Raw genomic sequence first — 20,538 nt, forward strand, 5'->3', positions numbered from 1 at the left:
TATGCTCATCATTGTTGATAACAGGCCCAAGCAAAGGACGCGCTCGATGAACAGCAAACGCCAGCAATTGCAGCAGTGGACCACGGTGGTCGCCGACACCGGCGATCTGGAAATGATCGCCGCCCTCGCCCCCCACGATGCCACCACCAACCCTTCCCTGCTGCTGGCCGCGGCCCGCGATCAGCGTTACCGCTTTCTGCTCGATCAGGCGCGGGAACTGGCGCGGGAAATGGGCAACCGGGACGACCTGGGCTGGTGTTGCGATGCCTACGCCTGCGTCGCGGGTCAGGCGGTGCTGGAACAGATCCCCGGCCTGGTGTCCACCGAGGTGGACGCGCGTTTGTCGTTTGACACCGTGGCCATGGTGGAAAAGGCGCGTCGGCTGATGGCCCTGTACCGCGAACTGGGGGTCGACAGCAGCCGCGTGCTGATCAAAACCGCCGCCACCTGGGAAGGCATTCAGGCGGCGCGCACCCTTGAGGAAGAAGGCATCCGCTGCAACCTCACCCTGGTGTTCTGTCTGGAGCAAGCGGTGGCCGCCGCCGAAGCCGGCGCCACTTTGATTTCGCCATTCGTGGGCAGGATTCAGGACTGGCACGTCAAGCGCGGGCTGAACATCGAACACATTGATCAGGACCCGGGCGTGGAATCCGTGCGCCGGATTTTCCATACGCTGAAATCGCGGGGGCTGGAAACCATTGTGATGGGCGCCAGCTTTCGTAACGTGGAGCAGATCCAGGCCTTGAGCGGCTGTGACCGCCTCACCATCAGCCCGGCCCTACTCGAGGAGCTGGCCAGCGACGACGGTCAACTGACGCGCCGCCTCGACCCGGCCCAGGTGGAACCGGCGGATTCCCGGATCACGATGAACGAAGCGGCGTTCCGCTGGTCTTTGAATGACAACCCGATGGCCACCGATCTGCTCAGCGATGGTATCCGCCGCTTCGCCGCCGATCAGATCGCGCTGGAAGACCTGCTGAGCGCAGAGGAGATTGCCGCGTGAGATTGTTTTCCCGTCTGTTCCAGACTGATTCGCCCAACGCCGCCCCCACCGAACAGGAACTTCATCAAGCCGCCGCCGCGTTGTTGATGGAAGTGGCGCGCACCGATGGCGAGGTGGATCAGCGCGAGCAGGCCCTGCTGGTGGAGGCGGTACGGCGGCGCTGGCAGTTGGACGACGTGGCGATGAACGATCTGGCGGAGGAGTTACGCCAGCGGCTTGACCAGGCCACCGATTTGTTCGAATTCACCCGCCCGCTGCGTGAAAGCTGGGACCCGGAAACGCGGGTGCGTCTGATTTATGACATGTGGGCGATCGCCGCCGCCGACGGCCGCGCCGACGTGCATGAGGAACAACTGATCCGGCGAGTCTCGGAACTGTTGTATGTGTCACACGGGGATTTTATCCGCGCCAAGCTGGATGCGGTGGGGGATGGATAGACGAGTGTTCAGTGTTCAGTGTTCAGTGTTCAGTAATATAGAGCCTGCCGGGTTTCCCTCCCGCGGTTTCTGGAGGGTCCCCTCGCCCCTTGCGGGAGAGGGACAGGGAGAGGGGTGTTTTCCAATCCAAGCAGGCAACACCGGCCACGCCCTGACCCTTTCATTCACTCACCAGCCTTCGTTTCTTTCTATTTCGTCACTGCGTTCCGGGAACGCGGCATCGCCGCCCTGCCCTTGCAGGCGCTGCTGCAGGTAGGCGTTGCGGATAAAGGTGTAGCGGTCGCCAACGATGTTTTTCTCCAGATCCAGCAGATCAGCCCGCAGATCAATGCCATAGAGTGCGGCCACCCCATAGCGGGTCAGGTCATCGTCGATGTAAGTCACCGGCCACATGTAGGCGGCGGGATACAGGGTCGCGGTGTCACGCACCGAGGACGGCCCAAGAATCGGCAGCACCAGATAAGGCCCGGTGTGCACACCCCAGCGCCCCAGCGTACGGTCCAGGCTGGTACTGTGTTTGGGAATGTTCAGCTTGCTGGCCACATCGAACAGGCCGGCCACGCCCACGGTGCTGTTGAAACTGAAGCGGCCAAAGCTGTCGAAAGCGTTACCCCATTTCCACTGGAATACGTAATTCACGCCGCTGGTGAGATCGTGGAGATTCTGGAAAAAGCGGGTGACGGTGTTGTCCAGCCATTGCGGCGTCAACCAGCGGTAGCCCTTGGCGGCGGGTTTGATCGCATAGCGGTCCACGGTGTCATTGAAGCCGAAAATCTTGCGGTTGAACCCCTCCCAGGGGTCCTGCTCTTCATAGTTGTAGGCCGTGCCGGGAGAATCGAACGCGGTGTTCGCGTCACCCCAGTCATCGTCTTCGCTCTCCGCTGGCGCGCTGTTCACCGCGGCTTGATCGGATGCCTTGGCGGGTTCGTCAAACGGGTCGGCGACCGCGACCAGAGGCAGCCACAACAGGGCCAATATCCAAGTACGCACAATGACTCCCTTATTCATTATGGCCCGGCCAATCGGCGCGGGCGGATCAGATCATCGGGCCTGGGCCCCTGTTATAAACACCTGTTGCCCGCGACTTTGAGGTCATGACCAGCCGGTCGGGCCACGCGGGGCGCACCGGGGTCGGTAAAGCACCGGCAAAGATGTTTTTTCAGAGGGTCCCCTTACCTACCGGCCCGGCAGTTACCATAACGGATTCCCGCCGCCAGAGCGCCGCTGTATGTAAAAAAACCGATGGTGTCAGGTGCTCTCGGTGGCACGGCGCGCACCGAGCAGGATATCCCGTTGCCGCAGGCGCGCCAGCAGGTCCTTGCCAAACGCCAGGATCGGCGCCGGATCGGTGGCCCCCAGTTCGTTGGCCAGTTGTCTCAGCACCTGTTCACCGGAGGCTGTCGGGCGCGCCTGCATGACCGCCAGCAGGCGAGCGGTCGCGGCATTGATTTCCATAAAGCCCACCGTGTCTTCGCGATCCCGATAGACCAGCAGCCATACCAATTCATCCAGCGGTTCGCGCGGCTGAAAATCGGCGCTGATCCGATGAACCGGCCACGGATAACTGGCCACGCAATGCAACGGCGACAGGTATGGCACGCCCTGATACAGGTCTCCTTGCGCGTCCACGCCCGGCTCTGGCGGCGCGTCGGCGGCGGTGTCCAGCACCAGCTCCAGCCATTCGTAATGGGCCAGCGCGATCAGAAAAGGCGGGTCCTGCGGCAGCGGCGCGTAATCCTGTTCAAGAAAGCGCACGAATTCGCCGGGGATTTCCACGAAATAGGGTGTTCGGCAGGCGTGCCGGTCAAAGAAGGTGCGCGCCAGCCGCTGCCATTCGGGCTCCTCGTAAAGGCTGCGAAGCACCGGGAAAGCGCGGTCCAGAAAACCCTGGATATTATTAAAAAACAGTTCCCGGTATATCTTCAGACGGCGCTCCTCGACGCCGGCCGGCGCCGGGTGGCGGTGCGGGTCGCGCAGGTGCGCCGCGAAGCGACGCTGCAGGGTCTGGAAGGGGGCGTCGGCCACGCTCAGGCGCTCCGCGTCAGCAGGCCATGGCGCCGCTGGGTGGCGGCGATGCGCTCCAGCTCGGCGCACAGCCCGGCGAACGCGGGAAAATTAAAATCCCGCTCCAGCAGCGTGGGCAACACACCGAACTGCTGGTAGGCGATCTCCAGCAAACGCCACACCGCCTCGATCACGTCGCTGCCGTGGGTGTCCACCTTGAGGTCCCGCGCTTCGTCGTAATGGCCGGCGATGTGCACGTACATAATGCGCTCACCGGGCAATGCGCGGATAAATTCGGCGGCGTCGTAGCCGTGGTTGATGCCATTGACGTAGGCGTTGTTGACGTCCAGAAGCAGGCCGCAATCGGCCTCGCTCAACACCGCCGTGAGAAACTCCAGCTCGCTCAACTCCGCCGCGGCGGGGTCCGGAGCCGCGTAATAGCTGACATGCTCAATGCCGATACGACGGCCAAGGAAATCCTGCACCTGGCGAATCCGTCCGGCGACATAGTGCACCGCTTCTTCGGTGAAGGGGATGGGCATCAAATCGTACAGCTGACCGTGGTCGCTGCAGTAGCTCAGGTGTTCCGTGTAGCAACGAATGCGGTGCTGATCGAGAAACCCTTTCACGCCCGCCAGCAGATCCCAATCCAGCGGCTCCGGGCCGCCCAGAGACAAACTCAGGCCATGGCTGACAAACGGGTATCGTTCGGTAAAAGCCCGAAACTCGCGGCCCAACCGTCCTCCCATCGGAATCCAGTTCTCCGGTGCCACTTCAAGAAAATCCACCGGCGCGTCCGGCGCCTGGGACAGCGGGCCCATCAGGGCCCGCCGCAATCCCAGACCGGTACCGGTCACGGGATAATCGCTCACAGCTGTTCTCAGCCCTTTTTGTCGGCGCCGCAGCTGCCTTCGCCTTTCTTATCCGCACCACAGCTGCCCTCGCCTTTCTTATCGGCGCCACAGCTGCCTTCGGCCTTCTTATCCGCGCCACAGCTGCCTTCCGCCTTTTTATCAGCGCCGGCGAGCTGGTAGCCGGAACCGAGATCGGAAGAAGCAAACGGATTGGTGGAAGCGGCCTGAGCAACCGGCACGGACAGAGCGGAAGCCATGAAAGCGGCGCCAACGGTCACTGCCAGGGGGTTCAGTTTGGAATACTTGGACATGGTGTTTCTCCAATAATCATTTGAGGTATTCGAAATCGGGAAGGTTTAACAACGATCCGATCAACCATCCCTCGCCGTTTCGACGTCCCATTGATGCACGGATCAGGTAAACGTTACGTGTACGCCGAAGAGAAACAACCGTTTTTTTATGGCCAACGAGCCGGTGCGACCCGTTGCTCAGCATCAATCACCTGTAAAAACGGCGGCTGGAGCCGCCGCGTATATGCAAATAAACATAACTGGTCTGCTAACGAATCCGGTCAACCACCACGCTGCCAATGGAATAACCGGCGCCAAAGGAGCAAATCACGCCTTTGGTGCCCTTCTCCAGATCGGCGTTGTACTTGTGGAAAGCGATGATCGAGCCGGCTGAGCTGGTGTTGGCGTAGTCGTCCAGGATCACCGGCGCCTCTTCCCGGGAGGCGGGCCGGCCCAGCACTCGGCGGGCGATGAACTCGTTCATGTTCAGGTTGGCCTGGTGCAGCCACATGCGCCGCACCTGCTCCACCGGCACCCGCAGGTCGCCGAGATGGCTGGTGATCTGGTCGGCGACCATCGGGCAGACTTCCTTGAAGACCTTGCGGCCCTCCTGGCGGAACAGCTTGTCACGGGCGCCCACGCCACTGGGATCGGCGCGATTGAGAAAGCCGAAATTATTGCGGATATTATTGGAAAAACGGGTTTGCAAGCGGGTGCCGAGCACCTGCCACTGATTGTCGCTGGTGGCGTCTTCGGCCAGCTCCAGAATCACCGCGGTGGCCACGTCGCCAAAGATAAAATGGCAATCCCGATCTTCCCAGGCGAGATGACCGGAGCAGATTTCCGGGTTCACCATCAGCACCCGGCGCGCCGAGCCATTACGAATCGCATCGACCCCGGCCTGGATGCCGAAGGTGGCGCTGGAGCAGGCCACGTTCATGTCGTAGCCCCAGCCGTGTTGCATGCCCAATGCCTGCTGCACCTCCACGGCCATGGCCGGGTAGGCACGCTGCATGTTGGAGCAGGCCACCAGCACGGCGTCCAGGTCGTCGGCCACCAGGCCGGCGTTGTCGAGCGCCTGGCGCGCGGCTTTCACGGCGATCTCCGCCTGCACCGAAATGTCATCATCGCCGCGCTCGGCGATGCTGGGGCGCATCCGTCCGGGATCGAGAATCCCCTCGCGGTCGAGCACGTAACGCTGCTTGATGCCCGAGGCTTTCTCGATAAAGGCACTGTCGGAACCGGTCAACGCTTCCTGCTCCCCCGCCTCGATAGCGGCGGCGTGGGTCTCGTTATAGCGCTTCACATACTCGTTGAAAGAAGCCACCAGCTCGTCGTTGGTGATGGATTGTTCCGGCGTCCACAATCCGGTTCCGCTGATCACTACCGAGTGAGTCACAAGCCTGTCCTCGCGCAAAAGGGCGACCGGCCACGCCGGTTACCGCGACGGTAAATGGGTCAATTATCCGGATATGTCGGCTCCAGCGCAAAGGGTGGCCGCGATAGCGATACGAAAAGCAGATAGAGGATGCAGGATTCAGGATACAGCGCGGGAGACCGCTTGGTTTGCTAAAGGGTTGTGCCCGCGCCATGGCCTCAGCGCGGAGTCGGGCGTACATGAACCTGATCAAACGTCATCGCGCTGAATCCTGAATCTTGCATCCTGTATCGCTTTAACACGCCTCCCACTGCCGGTTGAGCCGCTTCGCGGACACCGGCATACGCGTGCCCAGGGTCTGGGCGAACAGACTGACCCGATACTCCTCAAGCATCCAGCGAAACAGCGTCAGCGGCTCGCTTTGCCGCCACGGCGGGGCGTCACCGGCGCGACGCAGATATTGTTGCCAATACTCTTCCAGCTCGGCGCTGACGGTACGGTCGCGACCGATCTGGCCGGGCAGCTTTTCCAGACGCTGGGTCAGCGCCGCCAGATAACGGGGATACTCCCGAAGCCAGGCCGCGGGCGTGGTGAGCAGAAAATCCTCATCGAACAGCGCCGCCAGTTGGGTTTTGATGTCGCGGTGGGCATGCGCCCAGGCGAGCGGGAAATTTTTCTCCAGGCGCGCCATCACCCCACGGTAGTCGGCGAACATCGCCGCCCAGCCGGCCAGGCTGGTTTCAGCGGCGGGCACGAAATCGCCACGCCCGGCGTCCAGCCGCTGCTGGAAGCTGTGCTCGTCGCGAATGCCCTCCTGGTGCAAATGGAAATGCTCACTGGTCGCTCTCAGCAGTGCCTGCTCCAGCGCCTGGCGGGCCATCGGCGACTTTTCCGCTTTCAGCTTCTGGAAACCGGGTTGCTGGCCGGCGAAGCGCCGCAACTGGCGGGCCTGTTCCGGCAACCGCAGCAGCATCAGCCGGGCTACCCCGTAACCGTGCGTCTGTTGTGCTTGCTCGGCGTCGCTGACGCGCACCAGCGCGACCCGATCGCCACGGTCCTCCAGCGCCGGGTAGTAGCGCAATCGCAACCCGCCCTGCTCGCTTTCGTCGCTGACCGGCAAACTGCCAAAGCGCCACTCTCGCTCTTCCTGCGGCGGTGGTTGCTCGCCGGACCGTGGGGCCACGGCCAGTGCCGAAAAACGTTCGCGCAACGCGGCCAGGTCGCGGCCCTCGGCCAGGGTGGCGCCGTGCTCGTCGACCACGCGGACATTAATGCGCAGGTGTTCGGCCAGTTGCGCCTCCGGCCATTCCTCTTGCTCCACGCGCACGCCGGTCATCCGTTGCAGTTCCCGGGTCAAGGCCGCCAGCAGCGGCCGGTCCGGCCGCAGGGCCTCCATCAACGCGTTGACGTAATCCGGCACCGGCACGAAATGCCGGCGACGCGCCTTCGGCAGAGCGCGGATCAAGGCTTCCAGTTTTTCGCGCAACAATCCCGGCACCAGCCACGCCAGACGCTCCTGCTCCACCTGCGCGAGCGCCGCCACCGGCACCACCAGGGTGACGCCATCCTGCTCGCCGGTGGGGTCGAAACTGTACTCCAGAGGCAATTCCAGCGCGCCGAAGCGCAGATGATCGGGGAACGCGTCCTCGCGCAGCTCCGCGCTGCGCGAGAGCAGAAAATCGTCGTCCATCAGCAGAGCGGCCCGCTGGGCCGGATCGGCCCGCTTGCGGTACCAGGTCCGCAAGTGGGCCAGAGAATAAAGGTCTTCGGGAAGTCGCTCGTCGTAAAACGCCACCCGCGCTTCCTCGTCCACCAGAATGTCCCGTCGACGCAGCTTGTGCTCGATCTCCTCAAGGCTTTCCAGGCGCTCCCGGTTGGCCTTGACGAACTCCGGCTCCTGACTCAGCTGGCCGGCCACCAGCCCTTCACGGATCATCAATTCACGGGCCAGCGGCGGGTCCAGCGGGCCATAGTTGACCCGGCGGCCGGCGGCCAGCACCAACCCGAACAGATTGATTTGCTCCTTGGCCATCACACAGCCACGCCGTTTCGACCAGTGCGGTTCGGAATACTGGCGCTTGATCAGATGCGCCGCTTCGGCTTCGATCCATTGCGGCTCCACCCTGGCCACCACGCGGGCGAACAGCCGGCTGGTCTCCACCTGCTCGGCGGCCACCAGCCAGCGGCTTTTGGTTTTTCTGAGCGCCGAGCCGGGCCAGATCAGCGGCTTGCGATTGCGAGTGGAAAGCCACTCGCCCTCTTCATCACGGCTCATCACGTTGCCCAGCAGGCCGGTCAGCAAAGCCCGGTGGATCGGCTCATAGCCGGCCGGTTCGGCATTCAGCGCCCAACCGGCCTCCCGGGCCAGCAACACCAATTGGCGGTGGGTGTCACGCCATTCGCGCATCCTTGACGGCGCCAGAAAATTTTTCTTCAGCAGCTTTTCGTACTGGTTTCTGGTCAACGCCTCGCGCTGCTCTTCAGCCCAGCACCACAGGTTCCAAAAAAACAGGAAATCGGATTCCTTGCTCTCGAACGGCTGGTGAGCCTGGTCCGCTTGCTGCTGCTTATCGCGCGGCCGCTCACGGGGGTCCTGCACCGCCAGGCCAGCCACGATCACCAGCGTTTCTCGCAGGCACTGCTTGGCGGCGCCGGCGACCACCATGCGTGCCAGAGTGGGATCAAGCGGAAAGCGCGCCAGTTGCCGTCCCAGAGTGGTCGGCTGGCGCTGCGCATCCAAGGCGCCCAACTCCTCGAGCAATCGATAACCGTCGCGGACAAAGCGTCCGTCCGGCGGCTCCATAAAGGGAAAGTCCTCCACCTTGCCGAGCCGCAGATCCGCCATCTGCAGAATCACCGCCGCCAGGTTGGTGCGCTGAATTTCCGGATCGGTAAAGGCTGGCCGCTTGAGGAAATCATCTTCGCCGTAGAGCCGGTAGGCGATGCCCGGCATCAAGCGCCCACTGCGCCCGGCGCGCTGGTTGGCGCTGGCCTGGGAAACCGGCTCCACCGGCAAGCGCTGCACCTTGGAATGCACGCTGTAACGGCTGATGCGGGCGGTACCGGCGTCGATCACGTAGCGGATGCCGGGCACCGTCAGCGAGGTTTCCGCCACGTTGGTGCTCAGCACCACGCGCCGGCCCCGGTGCGCGGAAAACACCCGCTGCTGCTCGGCGGCACTGAGCCGGGCGTACAACGGCAACAGCTCGGTGTCGCGAAACTCGCAGCGCTTTAAATGGTGGTGCACGTCGCGAATGTCCCGCTCGCCACTGAGGAACACCAGCACGTCGCGGGCGCCGGACGCCCCCGAGCGGCGCTCCTCGGCCTGGATCTCGCGCAGCACCTCCTCGACCTGCTGCCCCAGCTCGCGCTCGCCTTCCGGTGGCCGGTAGCGGGTTTCCACCGCAAAGGTGCGCCCGGACACTTCGAAAACCGGCGCTCCGGAAAAATGCTCCGCGAAGCGGCGATGATCAATGGTCGCCGAGGTGATGATCACCTTCAGATCCGGCCGGCTCGGCAACAGTTGTTTTAAATAGCCCAGCAGAAAATCAATATTCAAACTGCGCTCGTGGGCCTCATCGATGATCAGGGTGTCATAGCGATTCAGAAAGCGGTCGTTCTGCACTTCGCTGAGCAGCATGCCGTCGGTCATCAGTTTGATCAGGCTGTTGTCGCCCACCTGCTCGCTGAAGCGCACTTTGTAACCCACCAGCGCGCCCACCTGGCTGTGCAGTTCCTCGGCCAGGCGCGACGCCACCGAACGCGCCGCCAGCCGGCGTGGCTGGGTGTGGCCGATGTAGCCATTCGCGCCCCGCCCCAGCTGCAGGCAGATTTTGGGAAGCTGGGTGGTTTTGCCGGAGCCGGTCTCGCCGGCCACCACCACCACCTGATGGCGGCGGATCGCCTCGGCCAGTTCCTCGCGGTGGTGCACCACCGGCAGATCCGGCCAATCGAGCCGGGCCGGAATCAGCGCCGAGCGGCGCTCACGCTCGGCCACCGAGCGTTCGATGGCCGCCGCCAGCTTGGCGCGCGCTGCGTCGCCATCACGGCCACGCAGCCCGTCAAGACGCTTTTTCAGGCGAGGCCGGTCGGCGCCGCGAACCTGCTCCAGGCGCTGATAAAGTTGGTTCAATGGAGTGTCGGTCATCCCTTCACAGCGCCTTAGCGGCCCAGCAGCCAGGCCCGGCCTTTTTCAGTCAAGCCACCCTCGGCGAGACTGAAAAAGGCGGTGTCCGGTTCGGAGCGTGCCAGGCTCACGGTGAAGCGCATCAGCTCGTCACGGCGGAAGGCATGCACGTCCACCCGCTCGCCTTCCTGATAGGCGGCCAGCAGGCTATCGAGTGAGCCGGCGTCGGTCTTGATGCCGTCCACGGCGATGATCACATCGCCGGCGGAGAGCCCGGCGGCCATCGCCGCGCCCTGCTGGTAGGCCACCTGAATGCGCGCGCCCTGTGGGTCGGCGGCCACCCGCACGCCCAAATGCACCGGCGGCGGCGCACTGGCCGCTTTGCCACCGTTGTCGCCGTGGCTACTGGCCGAGCGCCAATGAAGCAGCACACCACGACTTTCCAGCAAGGCAGCCAGCGGCAGATCGCCGGTGCCGTACAGCGCCGGTTCGAAGAAATCGCTCAGGTCCTCGCCCAGCAGCTCTTCCGCCAGCGCCTGTATGCCCTGCTCCGGCACGCCCTGATCCTGACCATGGCGCTGCCACAACAAACGCATCAAGTGATCCAGGGTGACCCGCTCGTCGCTGCGATCGCGCAACGTCAAATCCAGGGCCAAAGCAATCAGCGCGCCCTTGGCGTAATAGCTGACAATCGCGTTGGGGGCGTTCTCGTCCTGCTTATAGAAACGGGTCCAGGCATCGAAGCTGGATTCAGTGACGGTTTGCCGCAGACGGCCCTGGCCGCGCTGCACCCGGGTCAGGGTCTGGCCCAGCAATTCCAGGTAACTCTCCGGTTTAATCAGGCCGGTGCGCGCCAGCGCCAGGTCATCGTAGTAACTGGTGATGCCTTCGAACGCCCACAACAATTCGGTGTGCACCTCCTGGCGCAGATCAAACGGGGTGAACGCCGCCGGCTTGATGCGTTTGATGTTCCAGGTGTGGAAGTATTCGTGGCTGCACAGACCCAGGTAGCCGCGATAGCCATCGCGGACCTCGTCGGCGCCGTCGGTGCGCCGTGGCAGATCGCCGCGCGGGCTCATCAAGCTGGTGGAATTGCGGTGCTCCAACCCTCCGTAGCCATCGGTGACCAGGGTCATGAACAGGTAATCGCGCACCGGCGCCGGTTCACCAAAAAGACCAATATGCTGCTCGCAGATCACCTTAAGGTCCCGGCACAGGCGCGCCATGTCGGCGCGTTGGCGTCCGGTCAGCACCACCCGGTGGGGCACGCCACAGGCTTCGAATTCGGCGTGTTCGAACTGCCCCATCTCCACCGGATGATCGATCAGCGCGTCGTAGCTTTCCGCTTCAAAGTCGCCGAACCCCAAGGCCTCACCGCTGATCCGGCTCATCCCGGTGGCCAGCTTCCAGGTCGCGTATTGCGGCCCGGCGGGCGGCTCCATGGTGACCCGGCACGGCTGGTCTTCGTGCCCCATGGCGGCCAGGAACACACAGGTTCCGTTGAAATAGCCGTGGGTGGGGTCCAGGTGGGCACCACGCACCGACAAATCCCAGGCGTAAACCTGATAGGTCACGCTCACCGGGCCCTCGGCCACCGGTGGCAACTGCCAGGTTTGTTTGTCCAGCTTGGCGATCGTGAGCGTCTGATCCCCGGCATGGGCCTCGATCGACACGATATGGCGGGCAAAATCACGGATCATATAACTGCCCGGAATCCACGCCGGCATCGTCACCGCCTGGCCCTCCGGGGTCGGCTCGGCCACGGTCAGGGTCACTTCGAAGAGATGGGCTTCGGGTCGCAGCGGACGGATCTGATAGTGGATCACTTTCTACTCCTGGCGGGCCAACGTTCAGTACCGGCGAATGATACAGGGGGAAGGGGCAGTTTTCAGTGTTCGGAGCGGGAAGACTCGTGGGCTGGTTGGGAACGCTGGACGCCAGACGCTGGACGCTGGACGCCAGACGCCAGACGCTAAACCCGGTGCGGCCAGCAATGGTGTGTTTACTGAATAGCAGAAAACACACCAAAACTTTCAAGTTACGGGTTAAGCGTCCGGCGTCCGGCGTCCAGCGTCTGGCGTCTGGCGTCTGGCGTCTGGCGTCCAGCGTCCAGCGTCCAGCGTCCAGCGTCCCATCATTGACGCCTTACCGAACATGTCGCATGTTCTTCACTCTTTTCAAGGGGACCCGTCCATGACTTCGGAATGCTTCGTAATCGGTGCCGCCGATGGCCATACCATCGGCGTGCATCACTGGCAGGCCGCCGATCCGGTCGGCACTTTGATCTGGCTGCACGGCATGGCTGAACACGGTGGCCGTTACCGCACCCTGGGGGAAATTCTCGCCGGGCACGGCTGGAATCTTTATTGCCCGGATCATCGCGGCCACGGCATCAGCATGGACTCGGACGCCCCTCCCGGCCATTTCGGAGACCGGGACGGCTGGCAAAACGTGATCGGCGATCTGGAAAAGGTGATCGAAACGGTCAGCGAGCGCGAGCAGGGCCCGCTGGTGCTGGGCGGGCACAGTATGGGGTCGTTCATCGCGTTGGCCGGCGCCGAGCAGCATGGCGCGCGTCTTTCCGGGCTGGTGCTGTGCGGCAGCGATCACCATTCGAGCGGTTATTATCGCCTGATGGCGACGCTGCTCGGCTGGCAACAGCGCAAACACGGCGCCCAGGGCCATAGCCCGTTGATCGACAAGCTGACCTTCCAGGCGTGGGGCGCACGCATCGCCGACGCCCGCACCGGCTTCGATTGGCTGAGCGCCGACCCGGCCCAGGTGCAGGCGTACATCGACGACCCCAAGTGCGGCTTTCAGTGCACCACCGCCACCTGGCTGGCGCTGGTGTCGGCCCTGGCCAAGGTGCAATCGCGCAAGGCCCTGGCCTCACTGCCCCGGCGGCTGCCGGTGTTGCTGCTGGGAGGACGCCGCGACCCAATGAGCGCCGGCGGCAAGGGCATGGACCGGCTGCAACAGATACTGGCTCGCCAGAACCAGCCGCTGCAACGTCTGGACTGCCCCGAAGGCCGCCACGAGATACTGAACGACTATTGCGCTCCGGAAGTCCGGCAGACCCTGCTGGAATGGTTGAACCGGCGCCTGTAAACCGGCAGGCGTGGCCGGCGCGGCTCAGGGTGTTTCGGAATGGTTCTGCTCACGGGTAAATTCCACATACCCCAAATAACGATTGCGAATTTCACGCACGTATTTGACCGGCTCCGAGCCGCGCACGTAGCCATACCGGGCCTGACGGGCGTAACCGGGCTGCGAGAGCAGCAGCATGGCGCTCTCCACGTTGCCAAACCAGACATCCGGGTCCTTGCCCAGACGTTGCGCCAGCCGTCGCGCGTCCTCCACATGACCGTGGCCGGCGTTGTAGGCCGCCAACGCGAAGTAAATGCGCTGGGCCAGTTCCAGCCGCTGGGGAAAACGGCGTTCCAGCCAATCCAGATAGGTGACGCCAGCGGCCACGCCCTGCTCCGGGTCATGGGGGTCGTCGTAACCGAACTGGCGGGCGGTGCGCGGCATGATCTGCATCAGCCCCTGGGCGCCGGCGAAGGAGCGGGCGTCCGGGTTGAAACGGCTCTCCTGGTACATCTGTGAAAGCAACAGACGCCAGTCGAGGCCGGAACTCAGCGCGTACTTCTTGACCAAGTCGTCGTAGGGCGAGATTTGCTTGCCCGCTTCCACCCGATAACGCTCGTGCACTTCAATGGTCTTTGGCTCGCGGAAGTAGCGGTTGTAAGTCACGTTGTAGAACAGGCCACGATAATTGCGAGAAATATAGGCGTTAAGCCGGCCGGCCAGAGCGCTCTGGTCCTGACGCAAGCCCCAGGCGATCTCGCGGGTTCCCGCCAGTGTCCAGAGCGGCTGAATGTCATCACGGTAGGTGCTCTCCAGCGCCGCCAGGTGGCTGTCCGCCATGGTCAGATCGGTGTCGCCATCGGCGACCTGCTGAATCAGCATTTCGGTGCTGGCGTCGGGCCGCGTCGCGATCCGCACCGCCACGCCGTCCTCGCGCAAGGCTTCGAGGGTGCCCAGGAAGGCGCTGTCCGGTGCCACCGCCACGGTCCGGTCAGTGAGCGCCTGCGCCGATTCAAAAGGCTCTTCGTCGCTACGCCCGATGATCTGCTCGTTGATTTCCAGATAGCGCTTGGAGAAACGCCAGCCCTGCTCACGGCGCTGTTCGGTGACCGTCATCGAGGCGGCGATCACATCGCCTTCCCCTGCTTCCAATGCCGCGAACAGCTCTGACGCGGAGTTCTTGACCACCATGCGCACCCGCAGGTCATGTTGTTTGGCGAAATTGCGCATCAGATCGTAATCGAACCCCATCAACTCGCCGCGCCAGAGAAAGTAGCTGGCCGGGTTGTTGGAGGTCAGCACACGCAATACGCCACTGGCTTTGATCGCCGCCCAGTCGCGCCGCTCCGGGCTTTGCAACTCGGCGCCCACGTGGTGGCTGACGATAAACTGATTGACCGCCGCGCGCAGGTCCTCGTTGTCTTCACGAACCGCCCAGGCAATGCGTCGGCGCGGATTGACCACCGGCCCTTTGCGCAGGTCATCGAAGCCCAGCAGCAGGCTGTCGATAAAATTGCCGTCGATGATGGTGGCGCCGTACACCCCATCGGAGACGCCCTGAAGCAGTTGCTCATCGGAGAGGTCGCCGGTCAGGCTGTTGACACTAATGGCCTCCGATTCGCCGGCCAGAGCCGCGGCGGTTTCCGCGTAGGCGGTGCCACGCGGTACGGCGATGCGCAGCTTGCCCAGCGAGGCCAGGGTGTCGCCCTGGCGATCGGCGTTCACCACCAGATATTCCCGGATCACCGCCACCGGCGTGCAAAACGCCATGCTTTCGCTGCGTTCGCGGGTCACCGAATAATTGGTAACGATAATGTCGCCACGTCCGTCGTTGAGCATGACACCGAGCTGTTCAAAGCTGTCCGCGTAAACCCAGCGCGGCTCCAGCCCCAGGGACTCGGCCATCCGCTCCGCTTGCTCGCGAAACTCCTGCAAAGGTATCCCTTCGCGCACCAGGCCCAGTTCCTCATCAAAACGTGGCGCCAGCAATCGTAGAACGCCGCGCTCGCGTAACGCATCCAGATCACCGGTCTCGGTGTATTGAGCCCCACCCGGCCCGCACGCGCTGACCAGCAGCGCCAGGGCGGCCAGCAGCACCGTGGCCAGAGCCCGTTGAGTGATCAAAATAGGATATCCCCTGATTCTCCCCAGACCATGAATCTAACCGAAAAAGGTGATGAGAGGCTAATCCGTTGGTCGCAGCAGGCGTGGATCAGGCGCGTTGGTTCGCGGTCAGGGACCGCTAGTACGCGAAACGCGAAACGCGACACGCGGCACGCGGCACGCTTTGCGCTGCGCGCAACACGCCAGGTCATAACCGCGACGCGGTCCTCGACCGCGAAGGCGCTTTGCCAGGCCGTCCTCGCCTTTCGGCTCGGTTCGCGATCAAGGATCGCTCCCACAGCGGCTTCGTTGCCTGGTCGATGTCAGCCTGACGTAACGGCTGAGGCGGCCCGGAGGACGATGAACCAAAAAAAAAAGGGGCGCTTTCGCGCCCCTGAGTGCCTGATGAAAGAGGGTTCAGATCAGGGCGCGGCGGGCTCCACGGGATCGGTGCCGGCGCAGACACGGTGAACCCGGGTCTCGTCGTTAACGTTAAGCAGACCGGCGAACTCCAGTTCCACTTCGTCGAAGGTCACGGTGGAAGTGTCCACCGGCGCGGACAGGAAGCGTTGGCCGTCTTCCAGACCCAGACCCAGCAGTTCCAGGCCCAGCAAGCCGCCGTCCACCTGGGCGCGGCCGACTTCCGCACCGTCATCCAGATAGATCAGGGTGGCGAAGTTGCCAAGCAGGCTGAGATTCAGCAACGGTGAGCTCGGGTTGGAGATCACGAAACCGATCCGGTCGATGCCGGCGAAGTCGTTGCCTTCGTCGGCGGCGGTGGCGCGGATGCGCACGTTGCCGGTCAGCGCCAGGCCGGTGTTCAGGGTGGCGTAGGAGGCGTCGTTGTCGTCCACGATGTTGGCCGGGCTTTCCACATTACAGCCCAGACACAGACCACCCGCTTCGCCGCTGGCGTCATAGTCCGGAGTCAACAGCGGCTGATAGTTGGTGCTGTCGTTGCAGGTGAAGCCGTCGTCATCGCACACGTCGCCGATGCCATCACCGTCCGAATCGAGCTGGTCGGCGTTGGCGACGTTGGGGCAGTTGTCCTCGCCATCCGGTACGCCGTCACCGTCGGTGTCGGTGGGATCGGTGGGGCCGGTGTAATCGTCATCGCAGGAGTTGCCGATGCCGTCGCCATCATCATCGGCCTGGTCCGCGTTCGGTACCAACGGGCAGTTGTCGTTGCCGTTGTCCACACCGTCGCCGTCGACGTCTTCGTCACAAACATCACCGATGTTGTCCATGTCCAGATCTTCCTGATCTTCGTTGGGCACGAACGGGCAGTTGTCGGTGTCGTCGTTGACGTCATCGCCGTCGGCATCGCCTTCGCACACATCGCCCACGCCATTGCCGTCCACGTCGGCCTGGTCGTTGTTGGCCAGGTAGGGGCAATTGTCGTCGTCGTTGGGCACGCCGTCGTTGTCCAGGTCGTCGTCACAGGCGTCGCCGATGCCGTCGCCGTCGATGTCGGACTGGGTCGGGTTGGGGATCAACGGGCAGTTGTCGGTGCCGTCGTCGTAACCGTCACCGTCGGTGTCGGTGTTGTCGTCGCAGGCGTCACCGATGCCGTCCATGTCGGTGTCGACCTGATCGGTATTGGAAACCCATACGCAGTTGTCGTCGTCGTTGTCGACGTCGTCGCCATCCAGATCATCGTCGCAGACATCGCCAATGCCGTCCGCGTCCATGTCTTTCTGGTCGTTATTGGCCATTGCCGGGCAGTTGTCCTCGCCGTCGGGAATGCCATCCATGTCCTGGTCATTCAGGTTTGGCGTCGGATCTCCGCCGCCACCGTCGCTGTCACTGTCACTGGTGTTGCAGCCATACAGACCCAGGCCGAGTACGGCGAGCAGGGCCAGCATGGTCAGATTTTTTACGCGAAACATATCGGACCTCCTCACTTCTCGGTTACACGGAATTCAACACGGCGGTTCATGGCACGACCGGAAACACTGTCATTGCCCGCCACCGGATCGGACTCGCCATAGCCGCGCGCGGAAATGCGGCCGGAATCAACACCCTGGGAGATCAGGTACTGACGCACGGAGTCGGCGCGTTTCTGGGAGAGAATATCGTTGTACTCGGCGCTGCCCGTGCTGTCAGTGTGGCCGGCCACTTCGATACGGAAATCGGTTTGTGACTGCAGAGACTGGGCGATCCGGCTCAGGGTGTTCTCGGAAGAACGGGTCAGCCGCGCGGAATCCAGCTCAAACAGGATGTCGTTGAAGGTGATGGTCTGATTGACGATCAGGCACCCTTTGGCATCCACCTTGCCGCCAGGCAGGGTATTCGGGCACTGGTCGAGGTTATCCGGAATGCCGTCGCCATCGCTGTCGATGACCGGCTGCTGCACCGCCACCTCGCGGGTTTTCACCACGGTCTTTTCCTTGGTGATCACCTTGGTGTAACCGAGCGGGAATTCCAGACCCAGCGACGCCCGGACATCGCCGAATCCGCCTTCGCCACGGGCCGGGCCGGCGCCATCGAAGTCGTCGTAGACGTAGCGCACGTCGCCGCGCAATTTCAGGCCGTTGTCGAAAATCGGCCCGGTGACCGCGCCGAGGCCGGCGTTGGCGGTAAAGTTGGTGTCGTTATCGTCACGGGGCAGCACTTCGTGTTTGATCGCACCCAGCGCCACGATCACGTAAGGCGTGAAGCCGGTACGATCACCAAACGCATAGGCCAGACCGGTGGTCAGGTGGTACTGATAGAAATCCTGGCCATCCGGAACTTCGCCATCCATCTTGTAAAAGCCGCCTTCGGTCTCCCACCAGAAACTGTCCGAGAGCTGACGGCCATAAAAGACACTGTAACCTTCGCCCTGATCATCGATCTGGCGGTCATCGTCCACGTCCACGTAAGAGACCGCGCCGCCCACATACTGGCGGGTGGCGAGGTTCTCCTGGTGCTGATCGGTCGCGGCCATCGCCAACGGCGATGCAAGCGCGGCGGCCAGCACAAGTGAGGTGAATTTCAAGCTTCCTTTCATGGTCTTACCCCCCTACGGGTATCAACGGATTACTGTGCAATCATTGGAATAGTTGGCGGGGGTAAAAAAAACAGAATTACCGTGAAGTCAGGTTGCATTAGTGTTGTGATGGCCTTGATGTTTTTACACAAACGCTACCCCTTGTGTCCCTTTGTATCCGGTGTGTATACGCGCGTGCCTTTCCCGCCCCGTCTGATTGTGAATACGCGCCTGCCGCCGTGTTTCGATGCAGCCCTCGCCGACCGACCCCGACCGCCATCGGCGAGCTCTGACGAGATGGCCGCGAAAACGCGGCCGGCGCCGCTGTTCCGCGATGGCCACCCTGCTACACTGGATGCTTGTCCGAAGGAGGAAAAACGATGAGGTCCGCGCTGTTGTTGGCGTTACTGCTGGCCGGCTGTGCCAGCACCACTGAACTGGTAACGCGAAGCGTAACCCCAACCCCGCCACCGCCTCCGCGAGGCGTGCTGTTGGTGGCGCAAACCCCGGAAAACGATACCCGCGAGACCTGGGAGCTGACCTGCCGGCCAATTTTTCAACGCGCCGGCCTGGAGGTTTTTCTGAGCCACCAGGAACTGCCGTTGTGGGATGAGAAAGGCCGAGCCATTCTGGTCGACTGGGCGCATCAGCACGGTGTGGAGCGGGTGCTGGTGGTGGATCTGACGTATCTGATCCAGCGCCCGCCGCATCTTACCGAGCCCCGTGATCACAACCCGATCAGCCAGGGCGAAGTGGAGCCCACCTGGCGCATCGGCATCGGCGGAAAAATCAAGGAAGAGCCGCAACCGGAGGCGGAGCAACGCTATCCGGTGGATCTGCTCTCCGCCGAGGGGCGTAACCTCTGGAATGGTGAAGCGCGCACCCACGAAGCCAACGATCAGAGCGCCATCGCCAAAAGCCAGTGTCGCGCCCTGGCTGCCGGCCTGGGCGCGCTGGACCTGTTGTAACCGGGGCCAGGTGCCCCCAGAACAGAGACGCGCGCCGCGCGGCACAGCGCGTCGCGCCCTTTGCCCGGTGTTCCCGGCCTGGCGATACCCGCGACGGGCCTTGCACCGGTCGCCATGGAGGAGTTATGAAAGCCGTTATCCCCGGTACATCCCTGACCGTCCATCCCGATCGTTTTCCCGACCCGGCCGAGGATCTGCCCGCCGACCAGGACCCGGGCCGCGCCCTCCTCGGCGGCGGTTGTTTCTGGTGCGTGGAAGCCGTTTACCAAGCGCTTGATGGCGTCTCCTCGGTGGTGTCCGGTTACGCCGGCGGCACCCCGGAAACGGCTAATTACGAGGCTGTGTGTGGCGGCCACACCGGCCATGCGGAAGTCGTTGAAGTCGGTTACGACCCCCACCGGATCAGCTATGGCCAGCTTCTCAAGCTGTTTTTCGCCATTGCCCACGACCCCACCCAGAAAGACCGCCAGGGCAATGACCGTGGCCCCCAGTATCGATCTTCCCTGTTCCCGGTGAATCAGGCGCAGAGCGAGGTGGCGGCGCGCTATATCCAGCAGTTGGATAACGCCGGCGCCTTTACCGCGCCGATCGTCACCACCATTGAGCCCGGCCAGACGTTCTACCCGGCGGAGGATTACCACCAGGACTTCGCGCGCCGCAATCCCGCCCAGCCCTACATCGCCCACGTGGCCCGGCCGAAAGTGGAAAAGTTGCACGCGCATTTCAATAACCTGCTGAAATAAGCGCCCGGGAGATCGCCATGAGCAGCCAACAATCCGCCAGCGGTTTCGATCTGACTCCGCTCAGCGCCTCACAGAAAGAGCAACGCGCCGCCGGCCTCACCGCCGAGGAGCGCCGCATTCTTCTCAATCAGGGCACCGAACCGCCGTTTTGTGGCGGCTTGCTCGACAACAAGGAAGCCGGCACTTACCTGTGCAAGCTGTGTCACCTGCCGCTGTTTCATTCCGACGGCAAGTTTGAATCCGGCACCGGCTGGCCGAGCTTCTACCAACCGGTGGACCCGCAACATGTGCGGGAACTGCGCGACGCCAGCCATGGCATGGTGCGAACCGAGATCCGTTGCGCTCGCTGCGACGGTCACCTGGGGCACGTGTTCCCCGACGGCCCCGCCCCCACCGGCCTGCGTTATTGTCTGAACTCGGCCTCCATGGTGTTCGAAGCGGATCATTGATGCTCAAGCCCGGCCGATGGGCTCGCATTGGGCCGGGCTGATCGGGTGAGACCAATAAAAAAGGTTCATCGCGGATTAGCGGGAATTGACGCATGCTGATCCACCTCCCATCGCCGCTGACGCCC

16 protein-coding genes are annotated in these 20,538 nt (G+C 63.0%); 6 read left to right on the plus strand and 10 right to left on the minus strand.

All coding sequences use genetic code 11. The annotated features are described in order from the left end of the window. Nucleotides 1–46: 46 nt before the first annotated feature. Nucleotides 47–1,003 (plus strand): transaldolase, encoded by a 957-nt coding sequence (locus CGS25_RS17125; RefSeq protein ID WP_101676213.1) that lies wholly within the window; start codon nucleotides 47–49, stop codon nucleotides 1,001–1,003. Then, on the plus strand, nucleotides 1,000–1,440 hold the full coding sequence (locus CGS25_RS17130; RefSeq protein WP_101676214.1) for a tellurite resistance TerB family protein: 441 nt from the start codon (nucleotides 1,000–1,002) through the stop codon (nucleotides 1,438–1,440). Before CGS25_RS17125 ends, CGS25_RS17130 begins: the two co-directional genes overlap by 4 nt. 168 nt (nucleotides 1,441–1,608) lie before the next feature. Here CGS25_RS17130 and CGS25_RS17135 read toward each other — a convergent pair whose 3' ends face one another. The 7 genes from CGS25_RS17135 to CGS25_RS17165 form a co-directional block, all read right to left on the minus strand. After that, nucleotides 1,609–2,430 (minus strand): MlaA family lipoprotein, encoded by an 822-nt coding sequence (locus tag CGS25_RS17135; protein ID WP_232802469.1) that lies wholly within the window; start codon nucleotides 2,428–2,430, stop codon nucleotides 1,609–1,611. A gap of 258 nt (nucleotides 2,431–2,688) precedes the next feature. Next, the gene (locus CGS25_RS17140; protein WP_101676216.1) at nucleotides 2,689–3,465 is read right to left on the minus strand and encodes an HvfC family RiPP maturation protein; all 777 of its coding nucleotides are present in this window, start codon (nucleotides 3,463–3,465) and stop codon (nucleotides 2,689–2,691) included. A 2-nt stretch (nucleotides 3,466–3,467) separates the two neighbouring features. Further along, nucleotides 3,468–4,316, minus strand: a complete 849-nt coding sequence (locus CGS25_RS17145) for an HvfB family MNIO-type RiPP peptide maturase (RefSeq protein ID WP_269800701.1) — start codon at nucleotides 4,314–4,316, stop codon at nucleotides 3,468–3,470. A gap of 8 nt (nucleotides 4,317–4,324) precedes the next feature. Next, on the minus strand, nucleotides 4,325–4,609 hold the full coding sequence (locus CGS25_RS17150; RefSeq protein ID WP_089032138.1) for a hypothetical protein: 285 nt from the start codon (nucleotides 4,607–4,609) through the stop codon (nucleotides 4,325–4,327). 247 nt (nucleotides 4,610–4,856) lie between these two features. After that, the gene (locus tag CGS25_RS17155) at nucleotides 4,857–5,987 is read right to left on the minus strand and encodes a beta-ketoacyl-ACP synthase III (RefSeq protein WP_101676217.1); all 1,131 of its coding nucleotides are present in this window, start codon (nucleotides 5,985–5,987) and stop codon (nucleotides 4,857–4,859) included. Between the two features lie 274 nt (nucleotides 5,988–6,261). After that, nucleotides 6,262–10,113 (minus strand): ATP-dependent RNA helicase HrpA, encoded by a 3,852-nt coding sequence (hrpA, locus tag CGS25_RS17160; RefSeq protein WP_089032140.1) that lies wholly within the window; start codon nucleotides 10,111–10,113, stop codon nucleotides 6,262–6,264. A gap of 14 nt (nucleotides 10,114–10,127) precedes the next feature. Beyond that, nucleotides 10,128–11,918: a M61 family metallopeptidase gene (locus CGS25_RS17165; protein ID WP_089032141.1), complete on the minus strand. Its 1,791-nt coding sequence runs from the start codon at nucleotides 11,916–11,918 to the stop codon at nucleotides 10,128–10,130. A gap of 367 nt (nucleotides 11,919–12,285) precedes the next feature. Here CGS25_RS17165 and CGS25_RS17175 point away from each other — a divergent pair, with 367 nt between their 5' ends. Continuing rightward, nucleotides 12,286–13,200: an alpha/beta fold hydrolase gene (locus CGS25_RS17175; protein ID WP_089032142.1), complete on the plus strand. Its 915-nt coding sequence runs from the start codon at nucleotides 12,286–12,288 to the stop codon at nucleotides 13,198–13,200. 24 nt (nucleotides 13,201–13,224) lie between these two features. Here CGS25_RS17175 and CGS25_RS17180 read toward each other — a convergent pair whose 3' ends face one another. From CGS25_RS17180 to CGS25_RS17190, 3 genes are all read right to left on the minus strand, one after another. Further along, nucleotides 13,225–15,303: an MltF family protein gene (locus CGS25_RS17180; protein WP_269800702.1), complete on the minus strand. Its 2,079-nt coding sequence runs from the start codon at nucleotides 15,301–15,303 to the stop codon at nucleotides 13,225–13,227. A 401-nt stretch (nucleotides 15,304–15,704) separates the two neighbouring features. Further along, nucleotides 15,705–17,171, minus strand: a complete 1,467-nt coding sequence (locus CGS25_RS19400) for a thrombospondin type 3 repeat-containing protein (protein ID WP_101676218.1) — start codon at nucleotides 17,169–17,171, stop codon at nucleotides 15,705–15,707. 11 nt (nucleotides 17,172–17,182) lie between these two features. Beyond that, entirely contained in the window at nucleotides 17,183–18,262 is a 1,080-nt protein-coding gene (locus CGS25_RS17190) for an OmpA family protein (RefSeq protein ID WP_232802470.1), read from the minus strand. Nucleotides 18,263–18,633: 371 nt separating this feature from the next. Between CGS25_RS17190 and CGS25_RS17195 the strand changes: the two genes are divergently transcribed. From CGS25_RS17195 to msrB, 3 genes are all read left to right on the plus strand, one after another. Beyond that, nucleotides 18,634–19,221, plus strand: coding sequence for a hypothetical protein (locus CGS25_RS17195; protein ID WP_101676219.1), 588 nt, complete (start codon nucleotides 18,634–18,636; stop codon nucleotides 19,219–19,221). A gap of 125 nt (nucleotides 19,222–19,346) precedes the next feature. Beyond that, nucleotides 19,347–19,964 (plus strand): peptide-methionine (S)-S-oxide reductase MsrA, encoded by a 618-nt coding sequence (gene msrA, locus CGS25_RS17200; RefSeq protein ID WP_089032147.1) that lies wholly within the window; start codon nucleotides 19,347–19,349, stop codon nucleotides 19,962–19,964. A 17-nt stretch (nucleotides 19,965–19,981) separates the two neighbouring features. Then, nucleotides 19,982–20,413, plus strand: coding sequence for a peptide-methionine (R)-S-oxide reductase MsrB (msrB, locus tag CGS25_RS17205; RefSeq protein WP_101676220.1), 432 nt, complete (start codon nucleotides 19,982–19,984; stop codon nucleotides 20,411–20,413). The last annotated feature ends 125 nt before the right edge of the window (nucleotides 20,414–20,538 follow it).

It is taken from the genome of Alloalcanivorax mobilis (assembly GCF_002864685.1).
Taxonomy (GTDB): Bacteria; Pseudomonadota; Gammaproteobacteria; order Pseudomonadales; family Alcanivoracaceae; genus Alloalcanivorax; species Alloalcanivorax mobilis.

Coding starts and splice junctions, on each gene's coding strand:
- CGS25_RS17125 (WP_101676213.1), top strand. CDS start 47: ATGAACAGCAAACGCCAGCAATTGCAGCAGTGGACCACGGTGGTCGCC.
- CGS25_RS17150 (WP_089032138.1), bottom strand. CDS start 4,609: ATGTCCAAGTATTCCAAACTGAACCCCCTGGCAGTGACCGTTGGCGCC.
- hrpA (WP_089032140.1), bottom strand. CDS start 10,113: ATGACCGACACTCCATTGAACCAACTTTATCAGCGCCTGGAGCAGGTT.
- CGS25_RS17175 (WP_089032142.1), top strand. CDS start 12,286: ATGACTTCGGAATGCTTCGTAATCGGTGCCGCCGATGGCCATACCATC.
- CGS25_RS19400 (WP_101676218.1), bottom strand. CDS start 17,171: ATGTTTCGCGTAAAAAATCTGACCATGCTGGCCCTGCTCGCCGTACTC.
- CGS25_RS17195 (WP_101676219.1), top strand. CDS start 18,634: ATGAGGTCCGCGCTGTTGTTGGCGTTACTGCTGGCCGGCTGTGCCAGC.
- msrA (WP_089032147.1), top strand. CDS start 19,347: ATGAAAGCCGTTATCCCCGGTACATCCCTGACCGTCCATCCCGATCGT.
- msrB (WP_101676220.1), top strand. CDS start 19,982: ATGAGCAGCCAACAATCCGCCAGCGGTTTCGATCTGACTCCGCTCAGC.